The 21,900-nt window shown below is 72.4% G+C and carries 22 protein-coding genes and 1 pseudogene; 12 read left to right on the top strand and 11 right to left on the bottom strand.

The features are described from left to right. Nucleotides 1–95: 95 nt before the first annotated feature. Nucleotides 96–533, top strand: a complete 438-nt coding sequence (locus JT721_RS17390; RefSeq protein WP_205474530.1) for a VOC family protein — start codon at nucleotides 96–98, stop codon at nucleotides 531–533. A gap of 5 nt (nucleotides 534–538) precedes the next feature. On the opposite strand, the gene JT721_RS17385 is transcribed toward JT721_RS17390, so the two are convergent. The 3 genes from JT721_RS17385 to JT721_RS17375 all read right to left on the bottom strand — a co-directional run bounded on the left by JT721_RS17385 (nucleotide 539) and on the right by JT721_RS17375 (nucleotide 3,852). Next, a complete protein-coding gene (locus tag JT721_RS17385; protein WP_205474529.1) occupies nucleotides 539–1,030 on the bottom strand; it encodes a hypothetical protein in 492 nt (163 codons plus the stop codon). Next, nucleotides 1,027–1,581 carry an RNA polymerase sigma factor gene (locus JT721_RS17380; RefSeq protein WP_205474528.1) on the bottom strand — a complete coding sequence of 185 codons (555 nt, stop codon included), beginning with the start codon at nucleotides 1,579–1,581 and terminating at the stop codon, nucleotides 1,027–1,029. The genes JT721_RS17385 and JT721_RS17380 overlap by 4 nt, the downstream gene beginning before the upstream one ends. A gap of 159 nt (nucleotides 1,582–1,740) precedes the next feature. Further along, nucleotides 1,741–3,852, bottom strand: coding sequence for a hypothetical protein (locus JT721_RS17375; RefSeq protein ID WP_205474527.1), 2,112 nt, complete (start codon nucleotides 3,850–3,852; stop codon nucleotides 1,741–1,743). A 607-nt stretch (nucleotides 3,853–4,459) separates the two neighbouring features. Here JT721_RS17375 and JT721_RS17370 point away from each other — a divergent pair. From JT721_RS17370 to JT721_RS17360, 3 genes are read left to right on the top strand one after another with little or no spacing between them, the layout of a single operon-like run. Continuing rightward, nucleotides 4,460–5,287 (top strand): hypothetical protein, encoded by an 828-nt coding sequence (locus JT721_RS17370; protein ID WP_205474526.1) that lies wholly within the window; start codon nucleotides 4,460–4,462, stop codon nucleotides 5,285–5,287. A 10-nt stretch (nucleotides 5,288–5,297) separates the two neighbouring features. Next, complete coding sequence (locus tag JT721_RS17365) at nucleotides 5,298–5,912, top strand: hypothetical protein (RefSeq protein ID WP_205474525.1); 615 nt, start codon at nucleotides 5,298–5,300, stop codon at nucleotides 5,910–5,912. After that, nucleotides 5,902–6,465 (top strand): hypothetical protein, encoded by a 564-nt coding sequence (locus tag JT721_RS17360; protein WP_205474524.1) that lies wholly within the window; start codon nucleotides 5,902–5,904, stop codon nucleotides 6,463–6,465. Before JT721_RS17365 ends, JT721_RS17360 begins: the two co-directional genes overlap by 11 nt. Nucleotides 6,466–6,718: 253 nt before the next feature. Here JT721_RS17360 and JT721_RS17355 read toward each other — a convergent pair whose 3' ends face one another. Beyond that, nucleotides 6,719–8,728, bottom strand: a complete 2,010-nt coding sequence (locus JT721_RS17355) for an SDR family oxidoreductase (protein ID WP_205474523.1) — start codon at nucleotides 8,726–8,728, stop codon at nucleotides 6,719–6,721. A 127-nt stretch (nucleotides 8,729–8,855) separates the two neighbouring features. Next, a complete protein-coding gene (sepH, locus tag JT721_RS17350) occupies nucleotides 8,856–9,911 on the bottom strand; it encodes a septation protein SepH (protein ID WP_205474522.1) in 1,056 nt (351 codons plus the stop codon). A gap of 126 nt (nucleotides 9,912–10,037) precedes the next feature. Between sepH and JT721_RS17345 the strand changes: the two genes are divergently transcribed. Next, a complete protein-coding gene (locus tag JT721_RS17345) occupies nucleotides 10,038–10,670 on the top strand; it encodes a trimeric intracellular cation channel family protein (RefSeq protein WP_205474521.1) in 633 nt (210 codons plus the stop codon). Nucleotides 10,671–11,852: 1,182 nt separating this feature from the next. Here the strand turns inward: JT721_RS17345 and JT721_RS17340 are convergent. The 4 genes and pseudogenes from JT721_RS17340 to JT721_RS17325 all read right to left on the bottom strand — a co-directional run bounded on the left by JT721_RS17340 (nucleotide 11,853) and on the right by JT721_RS17325 (nucleotide 16,084). Next, complete coding sequence (locus tag JT721_RS17340; RefSeq protein ID WP_205474520.1) at nucleotides 11,853–12,950, bottom strand: hypothetical protein; 1,098 nt, start codon at nucleotides 12,948–12,950, stop codon at nucleotides 11,853–11,855. Continuing rightward, nucleotides 12,947–13,453: pseudogene (locus JT721_RS17335) on the bottom strand (SigE family RNA polymerase sigma factor); the annotation flags it as partial. The gene JT721_RS17340 and the pseudogene JT721_RS17335, both read right to left, overlap by 4 nt. An 88-nt stretch (nucleotides 13,454–13,541) precedes the next feature. Further along, the gene (locus JT721_RS17330; protein ID WP_205474518.1) at nucleotides 13,542–14,843 is read right to left on the bottom strand and encodes a D-arabinono-1,4-lactone oxidase; all 1,302 of its coding nucleotides are present in this window, start codon (nucleotides 14,841–14,843) and stop codon (nucleotides 13,542–13,544) included. Next, nucleotides 14,840–16,084 carry an MFS transporter gene (locus JT721_RS17325; protein ID WP_205474517.1) on the bottom strand — a complete coding sequence of 415 codons (1,245 nt, stop codon included), beginning with the start codon at nucleotides 16,082–16,084 and terminating at the stop codon, nucleotides 14,840–14,842. The genes JT721_RS17330 and JT721_RS17325 overlap by 4 nt, the downstream gene beginning before the upstream one ends. A gap of 68 nt (nucleotides 16,085–16,152) precedes the next feature. Here JT721_RS17325 and JT721_RS17320 point away from each other — a divergent pair, with 68 nt between their 5' ends. The 3 genes from JT721_RS17320 to JT721_RS17310 all read left to right on the top strand — a co-directional run bounded on the left by JT721_RS17320 (nucleotide 16,153) and on the right by JT721_RS17310 (nucleotide 18,583). After that, nucleotides 16,153–17,271 carry a ferrochelatase gene (locus JT721_RS17320; protein ID WP_205474516.1) on the top strand — a complete coding sequence of 373 codons (1,119 nt, stop codon included), beginning with the start codon at nucleotides 16,153–16,155 and terminating at the stop codon, nucleotides 17,269–17,271. Continuing rightward, entirely contained in the window at nucleotides 17,268–18,077 is an 810-nt protein-coding gene (locus JT721_RS17315) for an inositol monophosphatase family protein (RefSeq protein ID WP_307828112.1), read from the top strand. The genes JT721_RS17320 and JT721_RS17315 overlap by 4 nt, the downstream gene beginning before the upstream one ends. Before the next feature lie 215 nt (nucleotides 18,078–18,292). Continuing rightward, complete coding sequence (locus JT721_RS17310; protein WP_205474514.1) at nucleotides 18,293–18,583, top strand: DUF4193 domain-containing protein; 291 nt, start codon at nucleotides 18,293–18,295, stop codon at nucleotides 18,581–18,583. Between the two features lie 109 nt (nucleotides 18,584–18,692). On the opposite strand, the gene JT721_RS17305 is transcribed toward JT721_RS17310, so the two are convergent. Both JT721_RS17305 and JT721_RS17300 read right to left on the bottom strand, forming a co-directional pair. Further along, nucleotides 18,693–18,983, bottom strand: a complete 291-nt coding sequence (locus JT721_RS17305; RefSeq protein ID WP_205474513.1) for a DUF4235 domain-containing protein — start codon at nucleotides 18,981–18,983, stop codon at nucleotides 18,693–18,695. 58 nt (nucleotides 18,984–19,041) lie between these two features. Continuing rightward, nucleotides 19,042–19,509 carry a DUF3093 domain-containing protein gene (locus JT721_RS17300; RefSeq protein WP_205474512.1) on the bottom strand — a complete coding sequence of 156 codons (468 nt, stop codon included), beginning with the start codon at nucleotides 19,507–19,509 and terminating at the stop codon, nucleotides 19,042–19,044. A 142-nt stretch (nucleotides 19,510–19,651) separates the two neighbouring features. Here JT721_RS17300 and dut point away from each other — a divergent pair, with 142 nt between their 5' ends. The 4 genes from dut to JT721_RS17280 are packed head-to-tail and all read left to right on the top strand — an operon-like array spanning nucleotide 19,652 to nucleotide 21,757. After that, on the top strand, nucleotides 19,652–20,080 hold the full coding sequence (gene dut / locus JT721_RS17295) for a dUTP diphosphatase (protein WP_240340982.1): 429 nt from the start codon (nucleotides 19,652–19,654) through the stop codon (nucleotides 20,078–20,080). After that, on the top strand, nucleotides 20,077–20,703 hold the full coding sequence (locus tag JT721_RS17290; protein WP_205474510.1) for a DUF3710 domain-containing protein: 627 nt from the start codon (nucleotides 20,077–20,079) through the stop codon (nucleotides 20,701–20,703). The genes dut and JT721_RS17290 overlap by 4 nt, the downstream gene beginning before the upstream one ends. After that, entirely contained in the window at nucleotides 20,703–21,062 is a 360-nt protein-coding gene (locus JT721_RS17285; protein WP_205474509.1) for an OB-fold nucleic acid binding domain-containing protein, read from the top strand. The genes JT721_RS17290 and JT721_RS17285 overlap by 1 nt, the downstream gene beginning before the upstream one ends. Next, nucleotides 21,059–21,757, top strand: a complete 699-nt coding sequence (locus JT721_RS17280; protein ID WP_307828111.1) for a DUF3159 domain-containing protein — start codon at nucleotides 21,059–21,061, stop codon at nucleotides 21,755–21,757. Before JT721_RS17285 ends, JT721_RS17280 begins: the two co-directional genes overlap by 4 nt. Nucleotides 21,758–21,900 lie beyond the last annotated feature (143 nt).

The following is a 21,900-nucleotide window of genomic DNA, read 5'->3' as shown; positions in this document are numbered from 1 at the left end:
CAACCTCGAGGGGGCGTTCGCGAGCCCGTGGGCCGCGTGCCCCTGAGGCCGTTGCCCCGATGCCAGGGCCGGCAGGGATGGGTAGCGTGAGCCGCATGCCGATCTCGCTCGAGAACGTCGCCATCGCCGTTCGCGACCTGGAGGAGACGATCGCCTTCTTCACCGACCTCGGCCTCACGGTCATCGGTCGTGACGAGGTGAGCGGCGCGTGGACCGACACCGCCGTCGGCCTCGACGGCAACCACGCCAAGATCGCGATGCTGCAGACCCCGGACGGCCAGGGCCGCCTCGAGCTGTTCGAGTACCTCCACCCCGACGCCATCGAGACCGAGCCGACCCAGCCCAACGAGATCGGCATGCACCGCGTTGCCTTCCTCGTCGACGACCTCGACGCGTCCCTCGAGATCGCCGCCCGGCACGGCTGTCACCCGCTCCGGGGAGTGGGCACCTACGAGGACGTCTACCGGCTGACCTACGTCCGCGGCCCGAGCGGGATCATCGTGATGCTGGCCGAGCAGCTGACCGGATCCTGAATCGACTACTTGCGAGGACCAGGGAGAGCTGGTCGACCCAGGCGCGTGACCACCCGTCGCAACCGAGCGCGCCAGACGTAGGCACGGACCAGCGACAGCACCGCGAGGGCGACCAGCGTGCCGCAGGCCAACAGTGGTGGCCAGACCTCGGAGTCGCGGGCATGAGCAGAGACGGCGACGACCACGGTCGTGACGGACGTCGACAGCACGGCGATCCAGCCGGCGATGACTCTCTCCCTCGCGAAGAGGGGGGCGCGGTGAAGGACCAGCCAACCGCCGTACACCGCCCAAGCGACGCAGGCGACCAGCAACACCCCGAACGCCACGTCCGTGCGGGCAGGGAGGCCGGGCTCGGTGACCCAGAGAGACCCGAGCGCGACGCCGCCCGACGACCCGAGGATGAGCGGCACGGCACCGCGCAGCCGCCGTCGCGGTGTCAGTTCGTTGCGGAGTCGGCCCGTCAGGACGTCGACGGACAAGCTGTCGTGGTCGGTCATGTCGTGTCCCCTCGGGTCTGAGTTCCTGCTTCCAGTTCGACGCGCAGGAGTCGGCGAGCACGATGCAGGCGGGACTTGACGGTGCCGACCGGCACCCCGCACGCCACGGCACAGTCCTCGACGGCGAGATCAGCGACGTAGAAGAGCAACACCGCTTCGCGTTCCGCGGCGGGGAGGGCGCGCATCGCGCGGACCAGTTCCTCCCGATCGAGCATGCCGGCGATCGGGTCGGTCGTGTCCGTCTCGCCGACTGGCGGCCCCTCGCTCACCAGATCCGTCAGCGTCTCTTGGCGGGCGTACTCCGCGCGAAGCCGGTCGGCGCACGCGCGTCGAGCGATGCTGAACAGCCAGGGCGCGAACTTGTCCGGATCGCGGAGCCGGGGCAAGCCACGCAGCACGCGGACCCAGATGTCCTGGGTCACGTCGTCGGCGCGGCGATCGTCCAGCATTCGGCGGACGTACGTGTGGACGCGGTCGTGCCAGGTCGTCACCAGTTCGGTCAGCGCCTCGGGCTCACCCAGCTGGCACCTCGCCACAAGCATGTCGCTCATGCCACCACCCCTCTCGAGGTGTTGAGTCGAGCGGAGGTGCCGTCAGGTTCGCGCTCACAGTGCCAGGTTGACGTGTCCGAGAATGTCAGCGGGAGCTGAACGAGGTATGGATCGAACAGGGGTATGCCGTGTCGTCGCGGTGGTCTCGACCGGGCCGACCTACCGCGGCTGCGCCTCGTCGTTCGTCGCGTCGCTCGTCTCCTCCCGAGCGGCGTCCACGGGGTCGGGGTCGGTGCTGTCGAGGGCTGCCGGGGCGACCGGCGCGGCATCGGCCCGTGCTCGTCGCCGGCGGGCGCGTCCGCGAAGCAGCGCGCGGCCGAGCAGCGCCGAGCCGGCCAGCAGCGCCAGCCCGCCGGCGAGGAGACCGCCACCCACGAGCGTGCTCCGGTCTGCGGCGTCGGAGGCCGCGCCCGCCGCGGTGGTGGCGCCGTCGAGGTCACCCTCGGCCAGGAGGTCGCCGGCCTCGGCGGCCTTGTCATCGATGCCGAGCACGAGGGCACCCAGGGCCGCCACGGGGTTGCGCGACTCGGTTGCAGCCGCGTCGGCCGTGCCCACGGCATCGACCGCCGTCGCCGCCCGGGGCAGGGTGTCGGAGAGGTCGTCGAGAGCCGCGGCGCTCTCGGCGTCCTGGTAGAGCGCGACCACGGACTGCGGAAGCTCCATGTCGTGGCGCTGGGCGGCGTCCTGGACCTCGATGACGACCGGCCCGAGGTCGGCAACCTGCGTGAGGGCTTGCTGGGCCTCGTCGAACTCCCAGTCGGTCATCGCCTCCCGAACCTCGAACGGCGGCACCCACTCGCCGTCGGCGTCGTCCACCTCCTCGTAGTCCGCGAGGGCACGCCGGCGGTCCTGGAGCAGCTTGCGCTCCTTCGGGGTGAGCACCCACGTGCTCATCGTCTGGGGCGCCCCGTCGGCGTGGCCCAGCACCTGCACCAGGTCGAGGAACCGTCGCCAGTCGGTGCGGACGGCCGTCAGGCGAGTCTCGCCGGAGACGGCGTAGGCGCTCTGCCTGGCGACGGCTGCGGCCAGCACCGTGCTGCGGGTTTCGTCGTCCATGCCGCCGAGCAGCGCCTCCATCGCGCGGTGCGACGCGGGGTAGCCGTAGCCGTCGGTCGTCTGGACGCGCCCACCCATGTCGCCCCACGTGTTGAGCTGCACGGCCTGCTTGCTCGTGGCCGAGACCGGCTTCCGCCGAGCCGGCTCGTCGCCCTGGGTCGCGACGGCCCGAGCGGCGAGGTACTGGGCGATCCCTTCGTAGAGCCACCGCGCCTCGAACGACGTCGGCGAGGCCCAGGCGTGCAGGAGCTCGTGGTAGAGCAGCTCCGGGTCGAGCCTCTCACCGATCACGATGGAGTTCTCCGAGCTGTCGAACCAGCCGTCGTAGCCGCGGACGTTGGCGGACAGGTCCTCGCGGACCGTGGTCAGCCCACCCGGCCACGGGGTGCCGACCAGCTCCTCCAGCACCGGGACCCCCGCCTTCATCCGCGAGGCCACGAACTGCAACCAGCGCTCGTCGTCGCTAAAGGCCAGCACCTCCACTTCCTGGTCGCCGAGCTCCACCGTCGTGGTGCGCGAGATGTCGAGGTCGCGAGCCGACACCACCGCCCAGAAGCCGGAGTCACCGGTGTCGGGCGTCGCGGTGTAGGTGACGGTCTTGCCGCCCTTGCCGTCGTCGAAGGCGTCGGTGGTCGCGTCGAAGCTCATCGATGCGGGCAGCACCACCTCGACGGTGTTCTGGCCGGCGTCGCCGCGTCCGTAGACGGCGAACGTCGCATAGCCGGGCCCGACCCGAGTCTGGTTCTTCGAGCGAGGCTTCTTGCCCTTGAGGACGAACGAGACGGTGATGGTGCGACTCTGACCGTAGAGCAGGTTGGAGGGGAAGCGGATGGTCGCGAGCGCCGTGCTCGGGTCCTTCGTGGGCTCCTGGGTCACCGAGAGCGGGGAGCCGTTGGAGACCGCCCTCAGCTGGGCCGCCTCGGCGGGGACCGGGATGGTCATGGAGGGCAGGTAGAAGTACTGGATGTAGCTGCCGGTCCGGACGCTCGGCCGCTCGTTGCGTACCGTGATCGTCATCGTGGCCCGGACCACCTCCTTCTCGGCCTGGAGGACGTAGCGGCTGGTGGACTCGACATCGAAGCCGTCTTCGGCGTGGGCCGCGGGGGCAGCCAGCGCCACGGTGGCGGCAGCGACCACGAGACCTCGGCGTCCGCGAGCGGCGTACGTCGTCGATCGCTGCTGGCCGGCTGAGGCCGCCGAGCTGCTGATACGCATGAGTTCCCCCGTTTCGGTGCCCGGACCTCGGATGGCGACTGGCAGCGACAGGGTTGACATTGTGCATTGTTTGGCGCCCACGCGCCGCTCGATGTCCGGATCCGCGGGTGCCGACCGTCGGCGGCTGTTGAGCGGCGAAAAGGCGCACCTTGAAGTGAAACCGATCGGTGCAGCAGTCCCGTCCTCGTACGCGTTCAGCTTCGCTGTTGAACGGGTTCTGTCTGAGTTGCCCGGTGCATATCTTCAACGCCGTGCTCGTCATGCGAGGAACGATTTCCGAGCTGATTGAACGTAACTGCCGGCCCATAGGCCGGCGTGTCGTCCAGAGTTTGTCGGCGTGTGCTGATACGACGGAATGCGACGGCGTAGCAGTGCCGTCACACCCGGCGTTCCTTCCCCAACGCCAAACGTTGAAGAGGACGCCAGCAATGCTCACCAGTCACAGGAACGTCACGCCAAGCGCTCCGCACGTTAGCGAGTGGGCTAGCCCGCGCGCGAGCGACACGCCGAGAGTCGGCTCACTACGCGCCAGAACTCCCGGGTCCCGAAGCCGGGACACAAACATCCCCGCGCCGCCCTCAGGTGTCGATGGCGGGACGTTCCATCGATGAGCGGCTACACCCGCGCCGACTTCGGCACGACCGTCCGCAACGACTTCGACAACCGGCGCGCCCAGAGCAACATGCTGCACACCGACATGATGGAAAAGTCGCTCCAGGCCAGCGCCGGGACACTCGTCGAAGCACGCGCACTCGGACACCCGGACTTCGAGCACCTGCCCGTCGGCGCGAAGGCCACCGCGCCGATGGTCGCCGTCTTCCTTGACCTGACGAACTTCACCGGCCGCACGTTCTGGGACGATCAAGAAGAGACAGCTGACCTCGCCCACGCCGTGCTGTCCGGCTTCATCAAGACCGTCATCGACTACGGCGGGCACCCGCTCGGACTCCGAGGCGACGGCCTCTTCGCGGGCTTCAGCCCCGGGGATCCCGCGTTCGCCGCCACCATGGCCCTGAGCGCCTGCGCGTTCGCTCTCGACGGCGTGCAGAACGAGGTCAACCCCTGGCTCGACCAGCGTGAAATGGCCCGCGTGCAGGCGCGAGCGGGCCTCGACTACGGACCGGTCACCTTTGTCCGCACCGGCAACCACGACAGCAGCGAGATCAACCCCATCGGGTTCGCTGCCAACTTCGCAGCCAAGTGCGAGAAGAAGGCGAACTCGTGGGAGGTCGTCGTCGGGCAGGGACTCGCCGGCCTTCTGCCCGGCTACCCGCACTTTGACGAGCACGAGGACTCGCCCAAGGAGTACCAGCGCGACTACCAGAAGGCGTACTACAAGTTCTTCAACTACCGCTGGCGCAACACACTGCAGCACCTGACCGGCGTTACCGAGTCCCTCGGCGGCACACCCACTTCGCAGATCTACGGCCGCTAAGGAGACCGACATGTCCATGCCCGCACTGCTCAGCCACTTCGGCATCAACACCGCCCGCTACGTCACCTCGACCGGCGAGGTCGTCTTCGACGGTGTCAGCAAGGTCGCCAGCGGCTTCACTCACGCCGTCCACGGCGCTGTCACCCCGGTCGCGAAGCACACGTTCCACGGCGGCGACGAGGAACCCGACGACGGTCACGATGGGCCCACCGCGTGGTGGGACGACGAGGCCGAGATCAACCGCCATGTCGAGGCGATGGAGAAGGCGTTCCCCGACTTCGTGTACCTCCCGGACGATGACGGGTCCGGGCCGTGCTGGGGAGGCATCATCGACACCGGACGCGGCAAGTTCGAGGTCGGGATCTTCCCGCGCCGCGACCAGGGCCTCCCGCGCCTCGTGGTCTTCAACAAGCGCCTCGGTGCACAGGCCGGTCGCCGCTGGCAGTCCGCACCGCACCTGTACATCAATGGCAACCTTTGCGTCGCCGACCACGATGACTGGGTTCCAACCGAACACACCGTGGCTACTGCTGCCGCGTGGGCCGCGCACTGGCTCGCCGCCTACACCGAGTGGCGCATGAGCCGCCGGTGGCCGGTCGAGGGGGTGCACGCGGTTGCTTTTTAGTCGCAAGAACCCAAAGCCCGGCCCGACGCCGCCGCCCGAGGACAAGGCCGACGCGAAGCCCGCCGACGGCGGCTTCCAAGCCATGGATCAGATGGCGAACTGGGTCCGGTTCGCCGACACCAAGGCCACCATTCTCACCGCCGGGCTCGGTGTCGTCCTCACCATGCTGATGACGAACGCCGACACCATCACGAAGGCGATGAAGGAGGGGTGCCCGGCGGCGTACGTGGTCGGCTCACTGTCCGGGCTCGCCCTGATCGCAGGCGGCGACACCCTGTTCTGGCTCGTTCGCGCGATCGGACCGCAGAGCAAGGTCGCGTACAACACACTAAACCGGTTCGCCTGGCCATCGCTTACGAAGGCCACGGCTACCCAAATCATCGACCACGCACGCACCGTCGACGTTCGCACCGACGCCTGGCAACAGGTCATCGACCTCTCCGTGCTCGCTAACCGGAAGTTCGACGCCTGTGGGCGCGCAGTCAAGGGGTTTGCCGTCCTTGTAGTTGCCGGCGTCGCCGCCGTGTCCGCAGCCATCGGGTTCACCGGATAAAGCGGTCCGCCTGCAGGACGCCTCAGCCCGCACGCACCACCTCGATCGGCTGCGAGCGATTGCGGCTCTCTAGGGACGTCGCGCGGCTCGGGTCACCTGGACGACACGCCGGACGGCGCTCCACGGTCCTATCGAGCCGCCCGGCGCTCTTAGAGCGGACTCTCTCAACCCAATGAGAGAGATGTGACCCGAGCGTGAGCCCGACCAACCTGCGTGCGTCATTCTGGGCGGAACGACACATCGCAGTGCCGACCTACCAGTGAATGCCCTTGAACATCCGGGCCAGCATGATCTGCTCCGACTCGCGGGAGCCGGGCTGGCCGGAGGCGCCCTTGGCGGCGGCGGAGTCGGGGAACACGTGGTAGGCCATGTTGAGGATGCGGAAGGCCAGCTTGGGGGCGACGGTGTGGGCGACGGCGCCGGCGTTGCCGAGGGCGGTGTTGATCTCGTGGGGGCGCTCGACCATGGCCCGGATGACCAGGTCGGCGGCCTGGGCGGGGGAGATGGTGGGGAACTTGTCGTAGATCTTGGTCGGCGCGATCATCGGCGTCCGCACCAGCGGCATGTGGATGCCGGTGAAGGTGATGCCGTCGCCGACCAGCTCGGAGGAGACGACGTTCGACCAGGAGTCGAGAGCGGCCTTGGAGGCGACGTACGCCGAGAAGCGGGGCGGGTTCGTCTGCACGCCGATCGAGGAGATGTTCACGACGTGGCCGCGCTTCTGCTCCTTCATCTTCGGGATCAGCCCCATGACCAGACGGATCGCGCCGAAGTAGTTGAGCTGCATGGTGCGCTCGAAGTCGTGGAAGCGGTCGTGGGAGAGCTTCAGTGAACGGCGGATCGAGCGGCCGGCGTTGTTGACGACGAAGTCGACCGACGGCAGCTCCTCGGCCATCTGCTCGCACAGCCGGTCGATGGCCTCGAGGTCGGAGAGGTCGCAGGGGTAGACGTGGGCCTGGCCGCCGCGCAGCTCGATGGTGGCCCGGGTCTCCTCGAGCTTGTCCTTGCCGCGCGCCACCAGCACCGGCACGCCGCCGGCCTGCGCGACCTTGAGCGCGGTGACCTGGCCGATGCCGGAGGAGGCGCCGGTGATCACGACGTACTTGCCGGTGAGCGCCTCGCGGGCGGCGGCGTCGCGGGCGGTGGACTGGTCGAGGTTCTCCTCCCAGTAGGTCCACAGCGTGCGGGCGTAGGACTCGAGGTCGGGCACCGAGATGCCCGAGCCGGCCAGCGCCTTCTCGGTGGCGCGCGAGTCGAAGACCGCGGTGAACGACGTGTGGGCGAGCACCTCGGCCGGGATGCCGAGCCGGCCGACGGTCTGGTCGAGCACGGCTTGCACCGGCGCGGCCTTGACCAGGTTGGTCAGCACCGTCGAGGGGCGCAGCGCGCGGGGCACCAGGCCGAGCGGGCCGGCGCCGGTGACCCGGCGGTCGAGCGGCGTCGCGAACTGCGGCGCGCCCGCGGCCGCGCAGAACGCGTTGACCATGTCGACCACCGGCTGCGGCTCGGGGTTGACCAGGTGGAACGCCTCGCCGTCGCGGTCGGGGAGGTGGGCGAGGTGGTCCATCGCCTTTGCGACGTAGTCGACCGGCACCACGTTGGTGTCACCGAGGTCGACGCCCACGAGCGGCAGCCACGCCGGCAGGTGGTCGCGCATCAGCTTCATCAGCGGGAAGAAGTAGTAAGGCCCGTCGACCTTGTCCATCGCGCCGGTCTGGGAGTCGCCCACCACGATCGACGGCCGGTAGACGCGCCACGGCACCGGGCACTCCTCGCGCACGATCCGCTCCGACTCGTACTTCGTGCGGTGGTACGGCGACGGCAGGTGCTGACCCTCGGCGAACATCGACTCGTCGAACCGGCCGTGGTGCTCGCCGGCCGCGGCGACCGAGGAGACCTGGTGGAAGCAGCCGGGTCGCAGCTCGGCGGCCAGGTCGAGGGCGTTGCGGGTGCCGCCGACGTTCATCGCCTCGTTGGTGGCGTCGTCGGCGGTCATGTCGTAGATGGCGGCGAGGTGGAAGAAGTGGTCGATCGAGTCGGCGTGCTCGGCGACCCAGTCGGGGTCGACGCCGAGGCCGGGCTCGGCCAGGTCGCCGATCACCGGGGTGACGCGGTCGGAGCCCCAGCGCTCGATGAGCGTCTCCATCCGGGCGAGGGAGCCCTCGCGGCAGAGCACGTGCACGGGGCCCTCGCGGTGGTCGACCAGCTCCTGGACGAGGTGGCGCCCGATGAAGCCGGTGGCTCCGGTCACGAAGTAGCTCATGGCGGCGAGGCTACTCGTGCGGTGGGGTTGTGGGGAGGGTTCGTGGCTGCGGCTGGTTCTCGGCTCGCTGGGTTTCGAGACGGGACTTCGTCCCTCCTCAACCAGCGAGCTTCAACCAGCGGTGGGGCTATTGCTGGTCGCCGCCGCCGAACATGATCTCGTCCCAGCTCGGCACCGAGGCGCGGCCGCCCTTCTTGCGCACCGTACGGCGCGCCGGGGGCTCGGGGGCCTCGGCAGGCTCCTCGTCCTCGGTCTCGACGTCGGTGGGCTCGGCGGGCGGGCCGTCGAGGAGGGCGTCGAGCGGCACCTCGCCGCCCAGCTCGCGGATCGCGGCGGCGGTCTCGGTGAGGTCGGCGGTGGTGGCGCGCGGGTCGACGGGTTGCTCGGGCTCGACCGGGGCGCGGTCGGCCGGGGCGTCGCTGGTCAGCTCGATGGCGTCGGTGCCGAGCGGCAGCTCGTCGGCGGGCACGACGCCGAGGCGGCGGGCCCGGGCCTGCTCGAGGTCGTCGCGCACCGGCGACTCCAGCAGCGGGTCGGGGCCGTCGCCGAGGTCGCCCACCAGCCAGCGGGCGTCGTCGTCGTCGAGCACCACGAAGTTGCCGGGCTGGTCGAAGACGAAGTGAGCGGTGCCGCTGCGGCGCTCGGACTCGTAGCGGCCGGTGAGCATCCAGCGGCCGTCCTCGCGGCGCCAGGCGTCCCAGGTCACGGTCTCGGGGTCGACGTTCTGGGCGCGCAGGTGAGCCTCGATCGCGTCGCCGAGGGTGCGCGCGCTGCCCGACCCCTCGCCCGCCGGACGGCGGATCGAGGAGCGCTGGGCGCGCTGCGCGACGTGCTCGCGCTCGGCCATCACCGGCGCCGCGAACGGCATGATCTTCTCGACCGTGCTGTGGGCGGCCCGGGCGACCTCCTCGGGGGACTCGCCGGCCCGGATGCGTGCCTGGATGTCACGGGGGCGCAGGGTGCTGTCCATCTGGATCTCCAACTGGCCGAGGCGGGCTGAGTCGCCGCGGAGGGCGGCCCGGAGGGCGGCGTCGATCTCGAGGGTGAACTCCTCGCCGTGGGCGTCGACCAGGAGGAGCCGCCGGCCGTCGCCGCTCACGCCGCCGAGCGAGAGCCGGCTGCCGCGGGGTCGCTCCGGCCGCGGGCCCTGCGGCGTCTGCTGGGGCAACTCGTGAGCCGACATCCCTGTCCTCGTCCTGTCTCCGGTGTCGCCGAGCCTACGTCAGCGCCGGCCCCGACCGACGGCACCGCACCGGCGTGCCCGCGCTGCATTTCTGCAGGCGAGCGGGGTCCTCGGTAGCCTCCGGAGGTGCCGGTCAACGACTCGACGATCCTCGTGGTGCTCGACCTGGTCGGCATCTTCGTCTTCGCCGTGTCGGGTGCGTTGGTCGCCGTGCGCAAGGACCTCGACGTGTTCGGCGTGCTGGTGCTCGCGGGTACGACGGGCCTGGGCGGCGGCTTCCTGCGCGACGTCCTCATCGGCGCGACGCCGCCGGCGGCGCTCGCCGACTGGCGCTACCTGCTGGTGCCGGTCGCGGCCGGCCTGGTGACCTTCGTCTTCCACCCGGCGGTGGGGCGGCTGGAGCGGCCGGTGACGGTCTTCGACGCGTTCGGGCTGTCGTTGTTCTGCGTGGCGGGAGCGGTCAAGGCGCTGGAGTACGGGCTCGGGCCGGTGCCGGCCGCGCTGATGGGGATGGTGACCGGGATCGGCGGCGGGATGGTGCGCGACGTGCTCGCCGGGCGGGTCCCGGTGATCTTCCGCGGCGAGCTCTACGCGACGCCGGCGCTGGCAGGTGCGGCGGTCGCGGTGGTGGGAGTGCGAGCCGACTGGCCCGGCCTGGTCACCACGGTCGCCGGTGCGCTGGTCTGCCTGGTGTGGCGGCTGCTCGCCGTCTGGCGGGGCTGGCACGCGCCGATGCCGTCGGGCCCGGCGAGCGTCTGAGGGGTCTCGCTGGTCGAGCAGCGAGCGCCAGCGAGCGTCGCCGAGACCCGGTGAGCCGACCGCTTGCCGTTGTGGGTGGCTCCGGGACGGGGCTCGGGCAGGGGCTGGCTGTTGGTGGGTGGGGGTGCGGGGGGCCGCGCGTGGTGGGGCACTGCGGCTGCTGCGCGCCGGACGTCGTTCGGCACTCGTTGCCGTGTCGCCGGACGCTGCTGGCTTGTCCCCAGGTCCGCTGCGGCGCCACGCCGCCGTCTACGTGCCGGACGCCGCCCGCCGCTCCGCTGCCTCCGTGCCGTGCGGCGCGGCACGCCGGCGCGCGTACTGCTGGTCGAGCAGCGAGCGCCAGCGAGCGTCGTCGAGACCCGGTGAGCCGGCCGCTCGCCGTTGCGGGTGGCTCCGGGGACGGGGTTCGGGCAGGGGCTGGCTGTTGGTGGGTGGGGGTGCGGGGGGCCGCGCGTGGTGGGGGCACTGCGGCTGCTGCGCGCGGGACGTCGTTCGGCACTCGTTGCCGTGTCGCCGGACGCTGCCCTGCGGTGCCCGGCGCTCGTTGCGGGGCCACGCCGCCTACGTGCCGAACGCCGCCCGTCGCTCCGCCGCCTCCGTACCAGCGGCGCGGCACTCCGGCGTGCGTGCTGGTCGAGCAGCGAGCGCCAGCGAGCGTCGTCGAGACCCGGTGAGACGGCCGCTCGCCGTTGCGGGTGGCTCCGGGGACGGGGTTCGGGCGGGGGTTGGCTGTTGCGGTGGGGGGTGTGGGGTGCCGCGCGTGGGTGGGGCACTGCGGCTCCTGCGCGCCGGACGTCGTTCGGCACTCGTTGCCGTGTCGCCGGACGCTGCCCTGCGGTGCCCCGGCGCTCGTTGCGGCGCCACGCCGCCGTCTACGTGCCGCACGACGCCCGCCGCTCCGCCGCCTCCGTGCCGTGCGGCGCGGCACGCCGGCATGCGGTGGTCGAGGTGCGAAGGCCGCTAGGCCTGAGCCTCGAGACCCGGTGAGCCGGGAGCCCTCCCGTTCCCACCGGAGGGCGGTCGGTTGGCGGGGTTTCGAGGCTCGCTTCGCTCGCACGTCAACCAGCGCGGGGCACCGGAGGGCGGTCGGCCGGCGGGGGTTTCGAGACAGTCGCTAGCGCGACTTCCTCAACCAGCGGTCGGCGCCACGCGCGACTCCCGCAACACCGACCCCCCGGCAGGTCAGTCGGCGGCGGGTTCGCCGACGGGGAGGGCGAGGCCGGCGGCGCTGAGGTCGTCCCAGGAGCCGAGGTCGGGGACGGCGACGGTGCAGGTGCCGGCCGGGACCACGCAGGTCAGGAGCTGCACCGGGTCGGACTCGCGGGCCTGGGCGATCATCACGACCGTCTCGTCGTCGAGGAACTCGTAGCCGGTCGCGAAGCCGGGCAGGTCGAAGGAGACCCGGGTGCCGTCGGCGGTGGCGAAGACCGAGGGCTCGTCGGCGTCGACCGAGACCCAGGTGCCGTCGGGGGAGAGGGCGCCGGCGCTGCCGTAGACCTGCGGGAGGGTCAGGCCGCCCACGCGGGTGCCGGCGTCCCCGCCGTCGGTGACGGTGAGGCCGTCCTCGACCGCGAGCAGGCCGAAGCCGTTGCTCTGGTCGGCGTCGACGACGGTCGCCTCGCCCGAGCCGAGGTCGGTGCGCACCAGGCCGCGGGCGTCGCGCCACCAGGCGTCGTCGCCGTCGAGCGCCGCGAAGTAGGCCGGGTCGTCCTCGTCGGCCAGCTCACCCATCCCCGCCGAGGTCTCGCCCTCGAGGGTCCGGGTCTCGCCGGTGGCGAGGTCGTGGACGACGAAGACCGGCGCCCCGTCGCTGGCGTCGACCCAGCCGACCCGCGAGCCGTCGGTGTCGCCGACCAGCCGCGCCGCCTTCGCGGACGTGCTGCCGACCTCGGTGATCGTGCCGTCGACGAAGGAGAAGACCGCGCCGCCGGTCGCCACGAACGCGAAGCCGGCCGAGGTGCGCACGTAGGAACGGACCTCGTGGCCGAGGTCGACCGAGCTCGTCGGGGTGTGGAGCCGGTCGCCGGTGACCCAGGTGACCTGGTCGGTGGGCAGCGGGTCGGTGGCCACGGGCGTACGGCGGTCGCCGCCGTCGTCGCCGGTCGCGAGGACGACGCCACCCGCGGTGGCGGCGACCAGCGCGGCGGTGCCCAGCAGTGCGAACCCGCGGCGGGTGCGGCGCCGGCGGTCGCCGGTGCGGGTGATCGCGTCGAGGTCGGGGGCGGCGAAGTCGACGCCGTCGGCGTCGTCGTGCAGCAGGCTCTTCAGGGTCTCGGTCATCGGGAGATCACGTCCTCCAGGGGCAGCTCCGCGGCGTCGCCGAGGCTGGCCCGCAGCTTGGTCAGGGCGGCGGAGACCTGGCTCTTGACCGTGCCCACGGCACAGCCCATCGCCTCGGCGGTCTGCGCCTCAGTCAGGTCGTCGTAGTAGCGGAGCACCAGCGCGATCCGCTGCCGCGGGGGCAGCGCCGCGAGGGCCGTGCGCAGCAGCTCGCGCCCGGCGACGGCGTCGTCGTGGCCGGCGACCTGCCGCTCGGGCAGCCGCTCGGTGCTGCGCTCGTTGTTCCAGGCCTTGCGGCGGAACCAGGAGATCGCGGTCGTCGTGATCGCCTTGCGGGTGTAGGCCTCGGCGTTGCCGCGGTCGCGCAGCCGGGGCCACGCGACGTAGGTCTTCGTCAGCGCCTCCTGCACCAGGTCCTGGGCCAGGCCGACGTCGCCGACCATGAGGTACGCCGCGCGGTGCAGCGCGGGCGACCTCGCGGCCACGAACTCCGCGAACTCCGCGCGGTGGGCTTCCCGGGCATCTCACTCCTTCATCGGGCGGTCACTCGTGCACCCAGACGCGGTGGGGCGCCGGAAAGGTTCGGCCGGGTCAGTCCCCGAGCACCCGGCGCAGGTGGTCGTTGGCGAAGACGCGGTCGGGGTCGAGGCGGTCGCGGACGGCGAGGAACTCGTCGAACCGGGGGTAGGCCGGGGCCAGGTCGGCCGCGGCCATCGTGTGCACCTTGCCCCAGTGGGGCCGCCCGCCGGCCTCGCGCAGCAGCGGCTCGAGCAGCGCGAAGTAGTCGCGGTGCTCGGCGCCGCGGTGGGTGTGGAAGGCGAGGTAGAAGGATTCGCGACCGCCCGCGGTCGACAGCGCGATGTCGTCGGCGGGCGCGACCCGGATTTCCACCGGGAAGCTGATCGTCAGGTCGCTGGCCTCGACCAGGCGCCGCGCCTCGCGGAGCACGTCGAGCCCGTCGGCGCGCGGCACGGCGTACTCCATCTCGCGGAAGACCACGTCGCGCCGGGCGGTGAAGACCTTGTGGGGCACGTCGCTGTAGGTGCGGGCGCCGAGCAGCCGCGCGTTGACCCGGTTCATGGTCGGGATCACCCGCGGCGCGCGGTTGGCGGCGGCGGTGAGTGCGCCGAACGCGGTGTTGGCGAGGAAGTCGTCGTCGAGCCACGAGCGCCAGCGCGGCAGCGGGCGCGCCTCGTCGAGGTCGACGTCGAGCCGGTCGTTGCGCTTGGTGAGCATCCGGTCGGTGTGGGGGAACCAGTACATGTCGACGTGGTGGCTGGTCGCCGTCATCTCGTCGAACGTCGCCAGCGCCTCGTCCCACGCCATCGGCTGCTCGGAGGCCTCGAGCACGAACAGCGGCTCGACGGCGAAGGTGATCGTGGTGATCACCCCGAGTGCGCCGAGCCCGACCCGGGCGACGGCGAAGACGTCGGGGTGCTCGTCGGCGCTGGCGCGCAGCACCTCGCCGGTGCCGGTGACCAGCTCGACGGCGACGACCTGGGCGGCCAGCCCGGCGGCGGTGCCGCCGGTGCCGTGGGTGCCGGTGGAGATCGCGCCGGCGAGGGTCTGCTCGGCGATGTCGCCCATGTTGTGCAGACTCAGGCCGAGCCGCTCCAGCGCGACGTTGAAGTCCGCGAGCCGGGTGCCGGCGCGAGCGGTCACCGTCATCGCCTCGCGGTCGACGGCCATGACGCCGGTGAGCGCACCGGGGGTGAGCAGCGTGTCGGGAGCGGCGGCGATCGCGGTGAAGCTGTGGCCGGAGCCGACCATCTTGACCGTGGTGCCGGCCTCGCGAGCGGCGCGCACCTCGGCGACGACCGCCTCGGTGCCGTGAGGCGCCAGGGTGGAGGTCGGATCGGCGGTCACCAGCCCCGACCAGTTGGTCCAGGTCACCGCAGCACCCCTCCCGGCGCCTCGAGGTCCTCCTCGGACGCCGGGGCGTCGGACCGCTCGGGCGGCAGGGTCAGCGCGGCGAGTGCGGCGACCAGCCCGGCGCCGAAGGAGACGAGGTACGCCGCGGAGGCGCCCCGGTGGTCGACGACGAACCCGCTCAGGGTGGCGCCCGGCGCCACCCCGGCCACGATGCCGGTGTGCATGATCGACATCCCCTCGGTGAGCCGGGCCGCCGGCACGGTGCGCTCGATCAGCGAGAGCGACGCGATCAGGGTGGGGGCGATCGCGACGCCGCCGCACAGCAGCAGCACGCCCATCACGGGCATCGACTCCACCAGCACCAGCGGCGACATGGCGGCGGCCATCGCCAGCGCACCGACCTTGACCCGCACCGAGGGCCCGCGGCGCCAGGAGATCGCGCCGCTGACCAGCCCGGCCAGCAGGCTGCCCAGCGCCCAGAGCGCGAGCAGCACGCCGGCGTACTGCTTGGCGTCGCGCTCGTCGGCGAACGCGACCGTGGTGACCTCCGCGGCGCCGAACAGGATGCCGAGCATCGCGCCCACCACGCCGAGCGGCGCCACCGTGCGCCACGGCATCCGGGGCCGGTCGCCGGAGGTGCGGTCGTGGGGATGGGGCGGCGGCGCCGTGCCGCGCTGGGCGGCGAAGGCCAGGCTGCCCACCACGCCGGCCACGATGCCGGTGCCGATGCCGACCACGGGGTCGATCGAGGTGGCGAGCACCGTCACCAGGATCGGGCCGAGGATGAAGACCGCCTCGTCGAAGACCGCCTCGAGCGCGAACGCCGTCTGCACGTCGGTCGGCTGCTCCAGCACGTGCGCCCACCGGGCGCGCACGCACGAGCCCACCGGCGGCAGCGAGGCGCCCCCGAGGGCCGCGAAGGCGTAGCTGGTGGCGATCGCCCAGTCGGCCTCGACCGACGTCACCAGCAACGACATGCTCACGCCGAAGACCACGCTGGCCGCGGTGAGCACCGGAGCCTGGCCGAGCCGGTCGACGAGCCGGCCGAGGAAGATCGTGACGACCGCCTGGGCCACCATGTAGGCCGCCGAGACCGCGCCGGCGATGCCGTAGGAGCCGGTGCCGCCCTCGACCAGGAGCACGATGCCCAGGCCCACCATCGAGATCGGCAGGCGCGCGAAGAGACCGGTGACCGAGAACAGCATCGCGCCGGGCTCGGCCAGGACCCGGCGGTAGTTGGAGAACGCGGACGTGCTGGCCATCGGACCGTCACCGTAGGCCGTGGAGGCCGCACTCAGCCAATCCATATCGCGCTCCTACGATGGCCAGCATGGAAGCCGTCCGCCCGGGGGTCAGCCCCGACGTCCGTCCCTACGACGCGCTGCTGCTGGTGTCGTTCGGCGGGCCCGAGAAGCCCGAGGACGTGGTGCCGTTCCTGGAGAACGTCACCCGCGGCCGCGGCATCCCCCGCGAGCGCCTCGAGGAGGTGGGGGAGCACTACTTCCTCTTCGGCGGGCGGTCGCCGATCAACGACCAGAACCGGTCGTTCCTGGCGGCGCTGCGCGCCGACCTCGCCGAGGCCGGCATCGACCTGCCCGTCTACTGGGGCAACCGCAACTGGGACCCCTACCTCACCGAGACCGTCGCGCAGATGGCCGCCGACGGCGTCACCCGGGCCGCCTGCTTCGTGACGAGCGCCTACTCGTCGTACTCCAGCTGCCGGCAGTACCGCGAGAACCTCTACGACGCCGTCTCCGGTGTCGAGGGCGCACCGGTGCTCGACAAGCTGCGCCACTACTTCAACCACCCCGGCTTCGTGGAGCCGGTCGTCGACGGAGTGCTGGCGGCGCTGGCCGACCTGCCCGGCGACGTGCGCGACGGCGCCCACCTCGCGTTCGTCACCCACTCGATCCCCGACACGATGGCCGCGGCCAGCGGGCCGGACGGCGACGGCTACGTCACCCAGCACCTCGACGTCGCCGCCGAGGTCGCGGCCCGGGTGGGGGCTGCGACCGGGGTCGACCACTCCCACGCGCTGGTCTACTGCTCGCGCTCGGGGCCGCCGCAGGTGCCGTGGCTCGAGCCCGACGTCAACGACCACCTCGAGGCGCTGCACGAGGGCGGCGCGTCGGCGGTGGTGATGGTGCCGGTGGGCTTCGTCTCCGACCACATGGAGGTCATCTACGACCTCGACACCGAGGCGCTGGCCACCGCCGAGCGGCTCGGGCTGCCGGCCCGGCGCTCGGCGACCGCGGGCGACGACCCGCGGTTCGTCGCCGCGGTGCGCGACCTGCTGCTCGAGCGAGCCGCGGCCGAGCGGGGCGAGGACGTCGCCCGGGCCGCGGTGGGTGCCCTCGGTCCGACCTGGGACCGCTGCCCGGGCGGCTGCTGCGCCAACGCCCGGTCGCCGCGCCCGGCCCTGTGCGGGGCCGACGGGGTCGACGCGTGAGCCGCGAGCTGCTCGAGGTCGCGCTGACGGCGGCCCGCGCCGCCGCCACCCTGGTGACCGAGCGAGCCCGGGGCGGCGTCGAGGTCGCCGCGACCAAGTCGAGCTCTGTCGACGTCGTCACCGAGGCCGACCGCGCCTCGGAGGAGCTGATCCGCGCGCTGATCGCGGAGGACCGTCCCGACGACGCGTTCTTCGGCGAGGAGGGCGACTCCGTGGCAGGCAGCACCGGCGTCCGCTGGATCATCGACCCCATCGACGGGACGGTGAACTACCTCTACCAGCTCCCCGAGTACGCCGTGTCGATCGCCGCCGAGGTGACCGACGCCGACGGGCCGCGCGTCGTGGCCGGGGTGGTCGTCAACGCCGCGACGGGCGCGGAGTACACCGCCTGGGAGGAGCCCGACGGCCGGCTGTGCGCCGAGCGCGACGGCCGCCCGCTCGCCGTACGCGGCCCGGCGCCGCTGTCGGAGCGGCTGGTCGGCACCGGCTTCTCCTACGACGCCGGCGTCCGTGCCCAGCAGGCGGCCGCCCTGGTGCGGCTGCTGCCCCGGGTGCGCGACGTACGGCGGATGGGCTCGTGCGCCCTGGACCTCTGCCACGTCGCCGAGGGCACCCTCGACGGCTACCTCGAGGAGGGCGTCAACCTCTGGGACCACGCCGCCGGGGCGCTGGTGGCGCAGGGGGCCGGGGCCCGGTTCGCCACCACCACCGGCGTCGCCGGGCGCACGCTCGTGGTCTGCGCCCCGGAGCACGGTTTCGAGGAGCTCTGGGCGGCCGTGCACGAGGCCGGGTTCGCGGCGCCCTGACGCCCGGTGAGGGGGTAGGACGCCTCTGAGGCATGGCCTGCGACACATCTGGGCACTGCAGGTCGCGTCGAGGAATAGCCGGGTGTCGGACGCTGTTCTGGCGCACGTCCGATACCGGTGTGTGCCTCCCTCAGCCGATGGTGCACAATCTGCGGCGCCGTACAGCGCTGTCCGGCAGGGCACCACATGGTTGACGGCCGAAGGGAGTGAGTGACATGGCGACCGACTACGACGCCCCGCGCAAGAACGAGGAAGACCAGTCCGAGGAGAGCATCGAAGAGCTCAAGGCGCGCCGTCACGACAAGAACTCCGGCAAGGTCGACGAGGACGAGACCGAGGCAGCTGAGTCGTTCGAGCTGCCCGGCGCCGACCTCTCGCACGAGGAGCTCGCCGTCGAGGTGAAGCCCAAGCAGGAGGACGAGTTCACCTGCATGAGCTGCTTCCTGGTCCACCACCGCAGCCAGCTGGCGGACCAGAAGAAGATGATCTGCTTCGACTGCGCCTGACCCTCGCCCGAGAGGTGGGAGCCCCTCGGGTCAGGAGCCGGAGCCGACGTGACGACGGCCGCCCCTCGGGGCGGCCGTCCGTGTCATTTCCGGGCTTGCTGCTGGAGAGCTACTCGCCGTCCTTGCGCAGCGACGGCGGCAGGTGCCCGGTCGAGCGGCGGTAGTAGCTGGCGGCCCGGCGCTGGGCGAACATCCGGGCCAGCGCGATGATCGTGCCGCTGACCGTGGCCCACAGCACCGCCTCCCAGATGTCGACGTCGGGGTCGGCGGGGTTCTCGGGCGGCTTCTTGCCGGTGGCGGCCTTCCACGAGGTGTTGAGCCCCTTGCGCGCCACGGCGGCCGCGCCCAGCGCGGCGCCGACGGAGAACGCCGACCAGACCTTCGAGCTGTCGGATGCCATGCCGTGACCCTACCCAGCGCCGAAGGCGGCGATACGCCGCGGGCGCAGGTGGGGAGCCTCAGGAACGGGCTGCGCCGGAACGCAGGGCGGCGATGGCGCGGGCCAGCTCGTCGGGGTGCCGGCTCGACACGAGCCAGTACGGCGTGGGGTCTGCGGGGTCGACGACCTCCACCCGCACGGCGCGCTTGAGGTAGGGACGCAGCAGGAGGTAGGCGCGCGCGTCGGCCTGCACCCCTGCGGCCCGGCGGGTCTGCTCGGCGTCGAGGGCGACGGCCTCGCCGACGTACGCGCCGCCGATCCGCGCCCGGCCGGCGGTGAACCATTCGCCGTCGACCCCGACCCGCACCCCGCCGTAGGAGAGGAACGCCGAGACCACCAGGCCCACCGCGACCGCGGTCACGACCCAGGCGAGCACGCCGGGCACGGCGACGACGACCGCGAGCCAGAGGCTGGCCACCAGCATCGTGGCCTGCACCCACCAGCGCAGCGGCACGCCGAGGCGCTCGCTGTAGGCCGGGGCATCCACGGCGAAGAGTTTCCCATCCCCGGGTGCGGGTGCCCGCGTCGGGTGACGTCGGTAGGGTCCGCCCGTGACCGAGACCCCTGATCCCGGGCCCACGACGTCGCGGCTGCCCGTGCCGGTGGTGCGCCTGGACCCCGGGCTGCCGCTGCCGTCGTACGCCCACCCCGGCGACGCGGGCGCCGACCTCCACACCACCGTCGACCTGACCCTGGCGCCGGGGGAGCGCGCGCTGGTGCCGACCGGCATCGCGCTGGCGGTGCCCGAGGGGTTCGTGGCGCTGGTCCACCCGCGCTCCGGGCTGGCCGCGCGGCACGGCCTCTCGATCGTCAACACCCCCGGCACGGTCGACGCCGGTTACCGCGGGGAGATCAAGGTGCTGCTGGTCAACCTCGACCCGCGCGAGCCGGTGGAGCTGCGCCGCGGCGACCGGGTCGCCCAGCTCGTGCTGCAGCGGGTCGAGCAAGCGGCGTTCGTCGAGGTCGAGGCACTGCCGGGGTCGGCGCGTGGCGCCGGGGGTTACGGTTCTACCGGCGGCTTCGGACCCGCCGCAGACCCAGGGGAGAGCACCACGTGAAGTTCCGCCGCAAGAACACCGCCGGCCCGAGCGTCGACGAGATCACCGCTCCGGCCGACGACGTCGTCGAGGTGCCCGCCGCAGGCCCCTACGACGCCGACGAGCTGCCGGCCGACGACCCCGAGCGCATCGACCTCGGCTCGCTGCTGGTCGCCCCGCCCGCCGGGCTCGAGCTGCGGCTCCAGGTCGACGAGGCCTCCCAGCAGGTGCAGGCGGTACTGCTGGCCAGCGAGCGCGGCATGATCGAGCTGCGCGCCTTCGCCGCCCCCCGCAACGGCGACCTGTGGGGCGAGGTGCGCCCCCAGATCGCGGCCGACATGTCCCAGCGCGGCGGCACCGCCACCGAGCAGGAGGGCCGGTTCGGCCCCGAGCTGTCGTGCTCGATGACCGTCACCGACAGCGAGGGCCGCACCGGCACCCAGCCGTCGCGGGTCGTCGGCATCAACGGCCCGCGCTGGCTGCTGCGCGCCACCCTCCTCGGCGAGCCGGCCATGGACCCCGCGAAGGCCGGGCCGTGGGAGGACGCGCTGGCCTCGGTGGCCGTGCGCCGCGGCGAGCAGGCGCTGCCCCCGGGCGAGCCGCTGCCGGTCACCATGCCGCCGCAGGCCCGCCGGGTGGACTGATGGGCAAGAGCCGCCTGCGGCGCACGATCTCCTCCTGGGCCAGCAGCAGCGACCAGCACGACCGCGACCTGCGTCGCACGATGGTGGCCACCGGCGTCGACCGGATCGCCTCGGCGCCCGACCGCGAGCCGGTGCGGATCCGCGGCACCCTGCGCACGGTCACCCTCCGCCCGCGTGGTGGCGTACCGGCGCTCGAGGCGGAGATGTACGACGGCACCGGCGCGATCACCGTCGTGTGGCTCGGCCGCCGCCGGATCGCCGGGATCGACCCCGGCCGGGCGCTCGAGGTGCGCGGCCGGATCGGCGCCCACGACGGCCACCGGATCATGTACAACCCGCGCTACGAGCTGATGCCGTGAACGCCCCCACCGGCGAGACCGTCGAGGCCGTCGTCCGCGCCCAGCTCGCCAAGGCGTTGGGCGGGCGGCGGGGGATGGTCGAAGCCGCCGTGCCGACGGTGGTGTTCACCGCGCTCTGGCTCACGACCCGCGAGCTCCGGCTGGCGCTGGCGGTCAGCATCGCCGCGGCCGTCGTGCTGCTGGTGGTGCGCCTGGTGCAGCGCTCGACGGTGCAGTTCGTCGTCAACGCGCTCGTGGGCATCGGGATCGGGTGGCTGTTCGTCACCATGGCCGCCCGCAACGGCGGCAGCGAGGACGAGCAGGCGCTCGCCTACTTCCTGCCCGGCATCCTCTACAACTCCGGCTACACCGTGCTGCTGGCGCTCAGCTGCCTGGTCGGCTGGCCCCTGGTGGGGTTCATGGTCGGCAGCGTCACCGGCGACCCGACCGCTTGGCACGACGACCGCCAGGTCGTCCGGTTGTGCGCGCGGCTGACCTGGCTGCTGGCCCTGCCCTGCCTGGTCCGCGTGGTCGCCCAGGGCCCGCTGTGGCTCGCCGGCAACAGCAGCGCCATCGACGCCGACACCGTGGTGGCGATGCTCGGCGTGCTCAAGATCGTGATGGGCTGGCCGCTCCAGCTCGCCGCCCTCGGGGCGATGCTGTGGGTGCTCGGCCGCAACCGCACGCCGATGCAGCCCTCTCCTGCTGCTGGGTGAGCCGACCGCTGGGCGTTGGTCGAGGTGCGAAGGCCGCTAGGCCTGAGCCTCGAGACCCGTTGAGCCGACCGCCCTCCCTGGGGGAGCGACTCCGCGGACGGGGCTCGGGCGCGGGCTGACTCCGGGTGGTGTGATCCGGGCGG

The sequence above is a fragment of the Nocardioides sp. SYSU D00038 genome, from assembly GCF_016924665.1.
GTDB lineage: Bacteria > Actinomycetota > Actinomycetes > Propionibacteriales > Nocardioidaceae > Nocardioides.
This window is presented reverse-complemented; position numbering and strand designations above follow the sequence as displayed.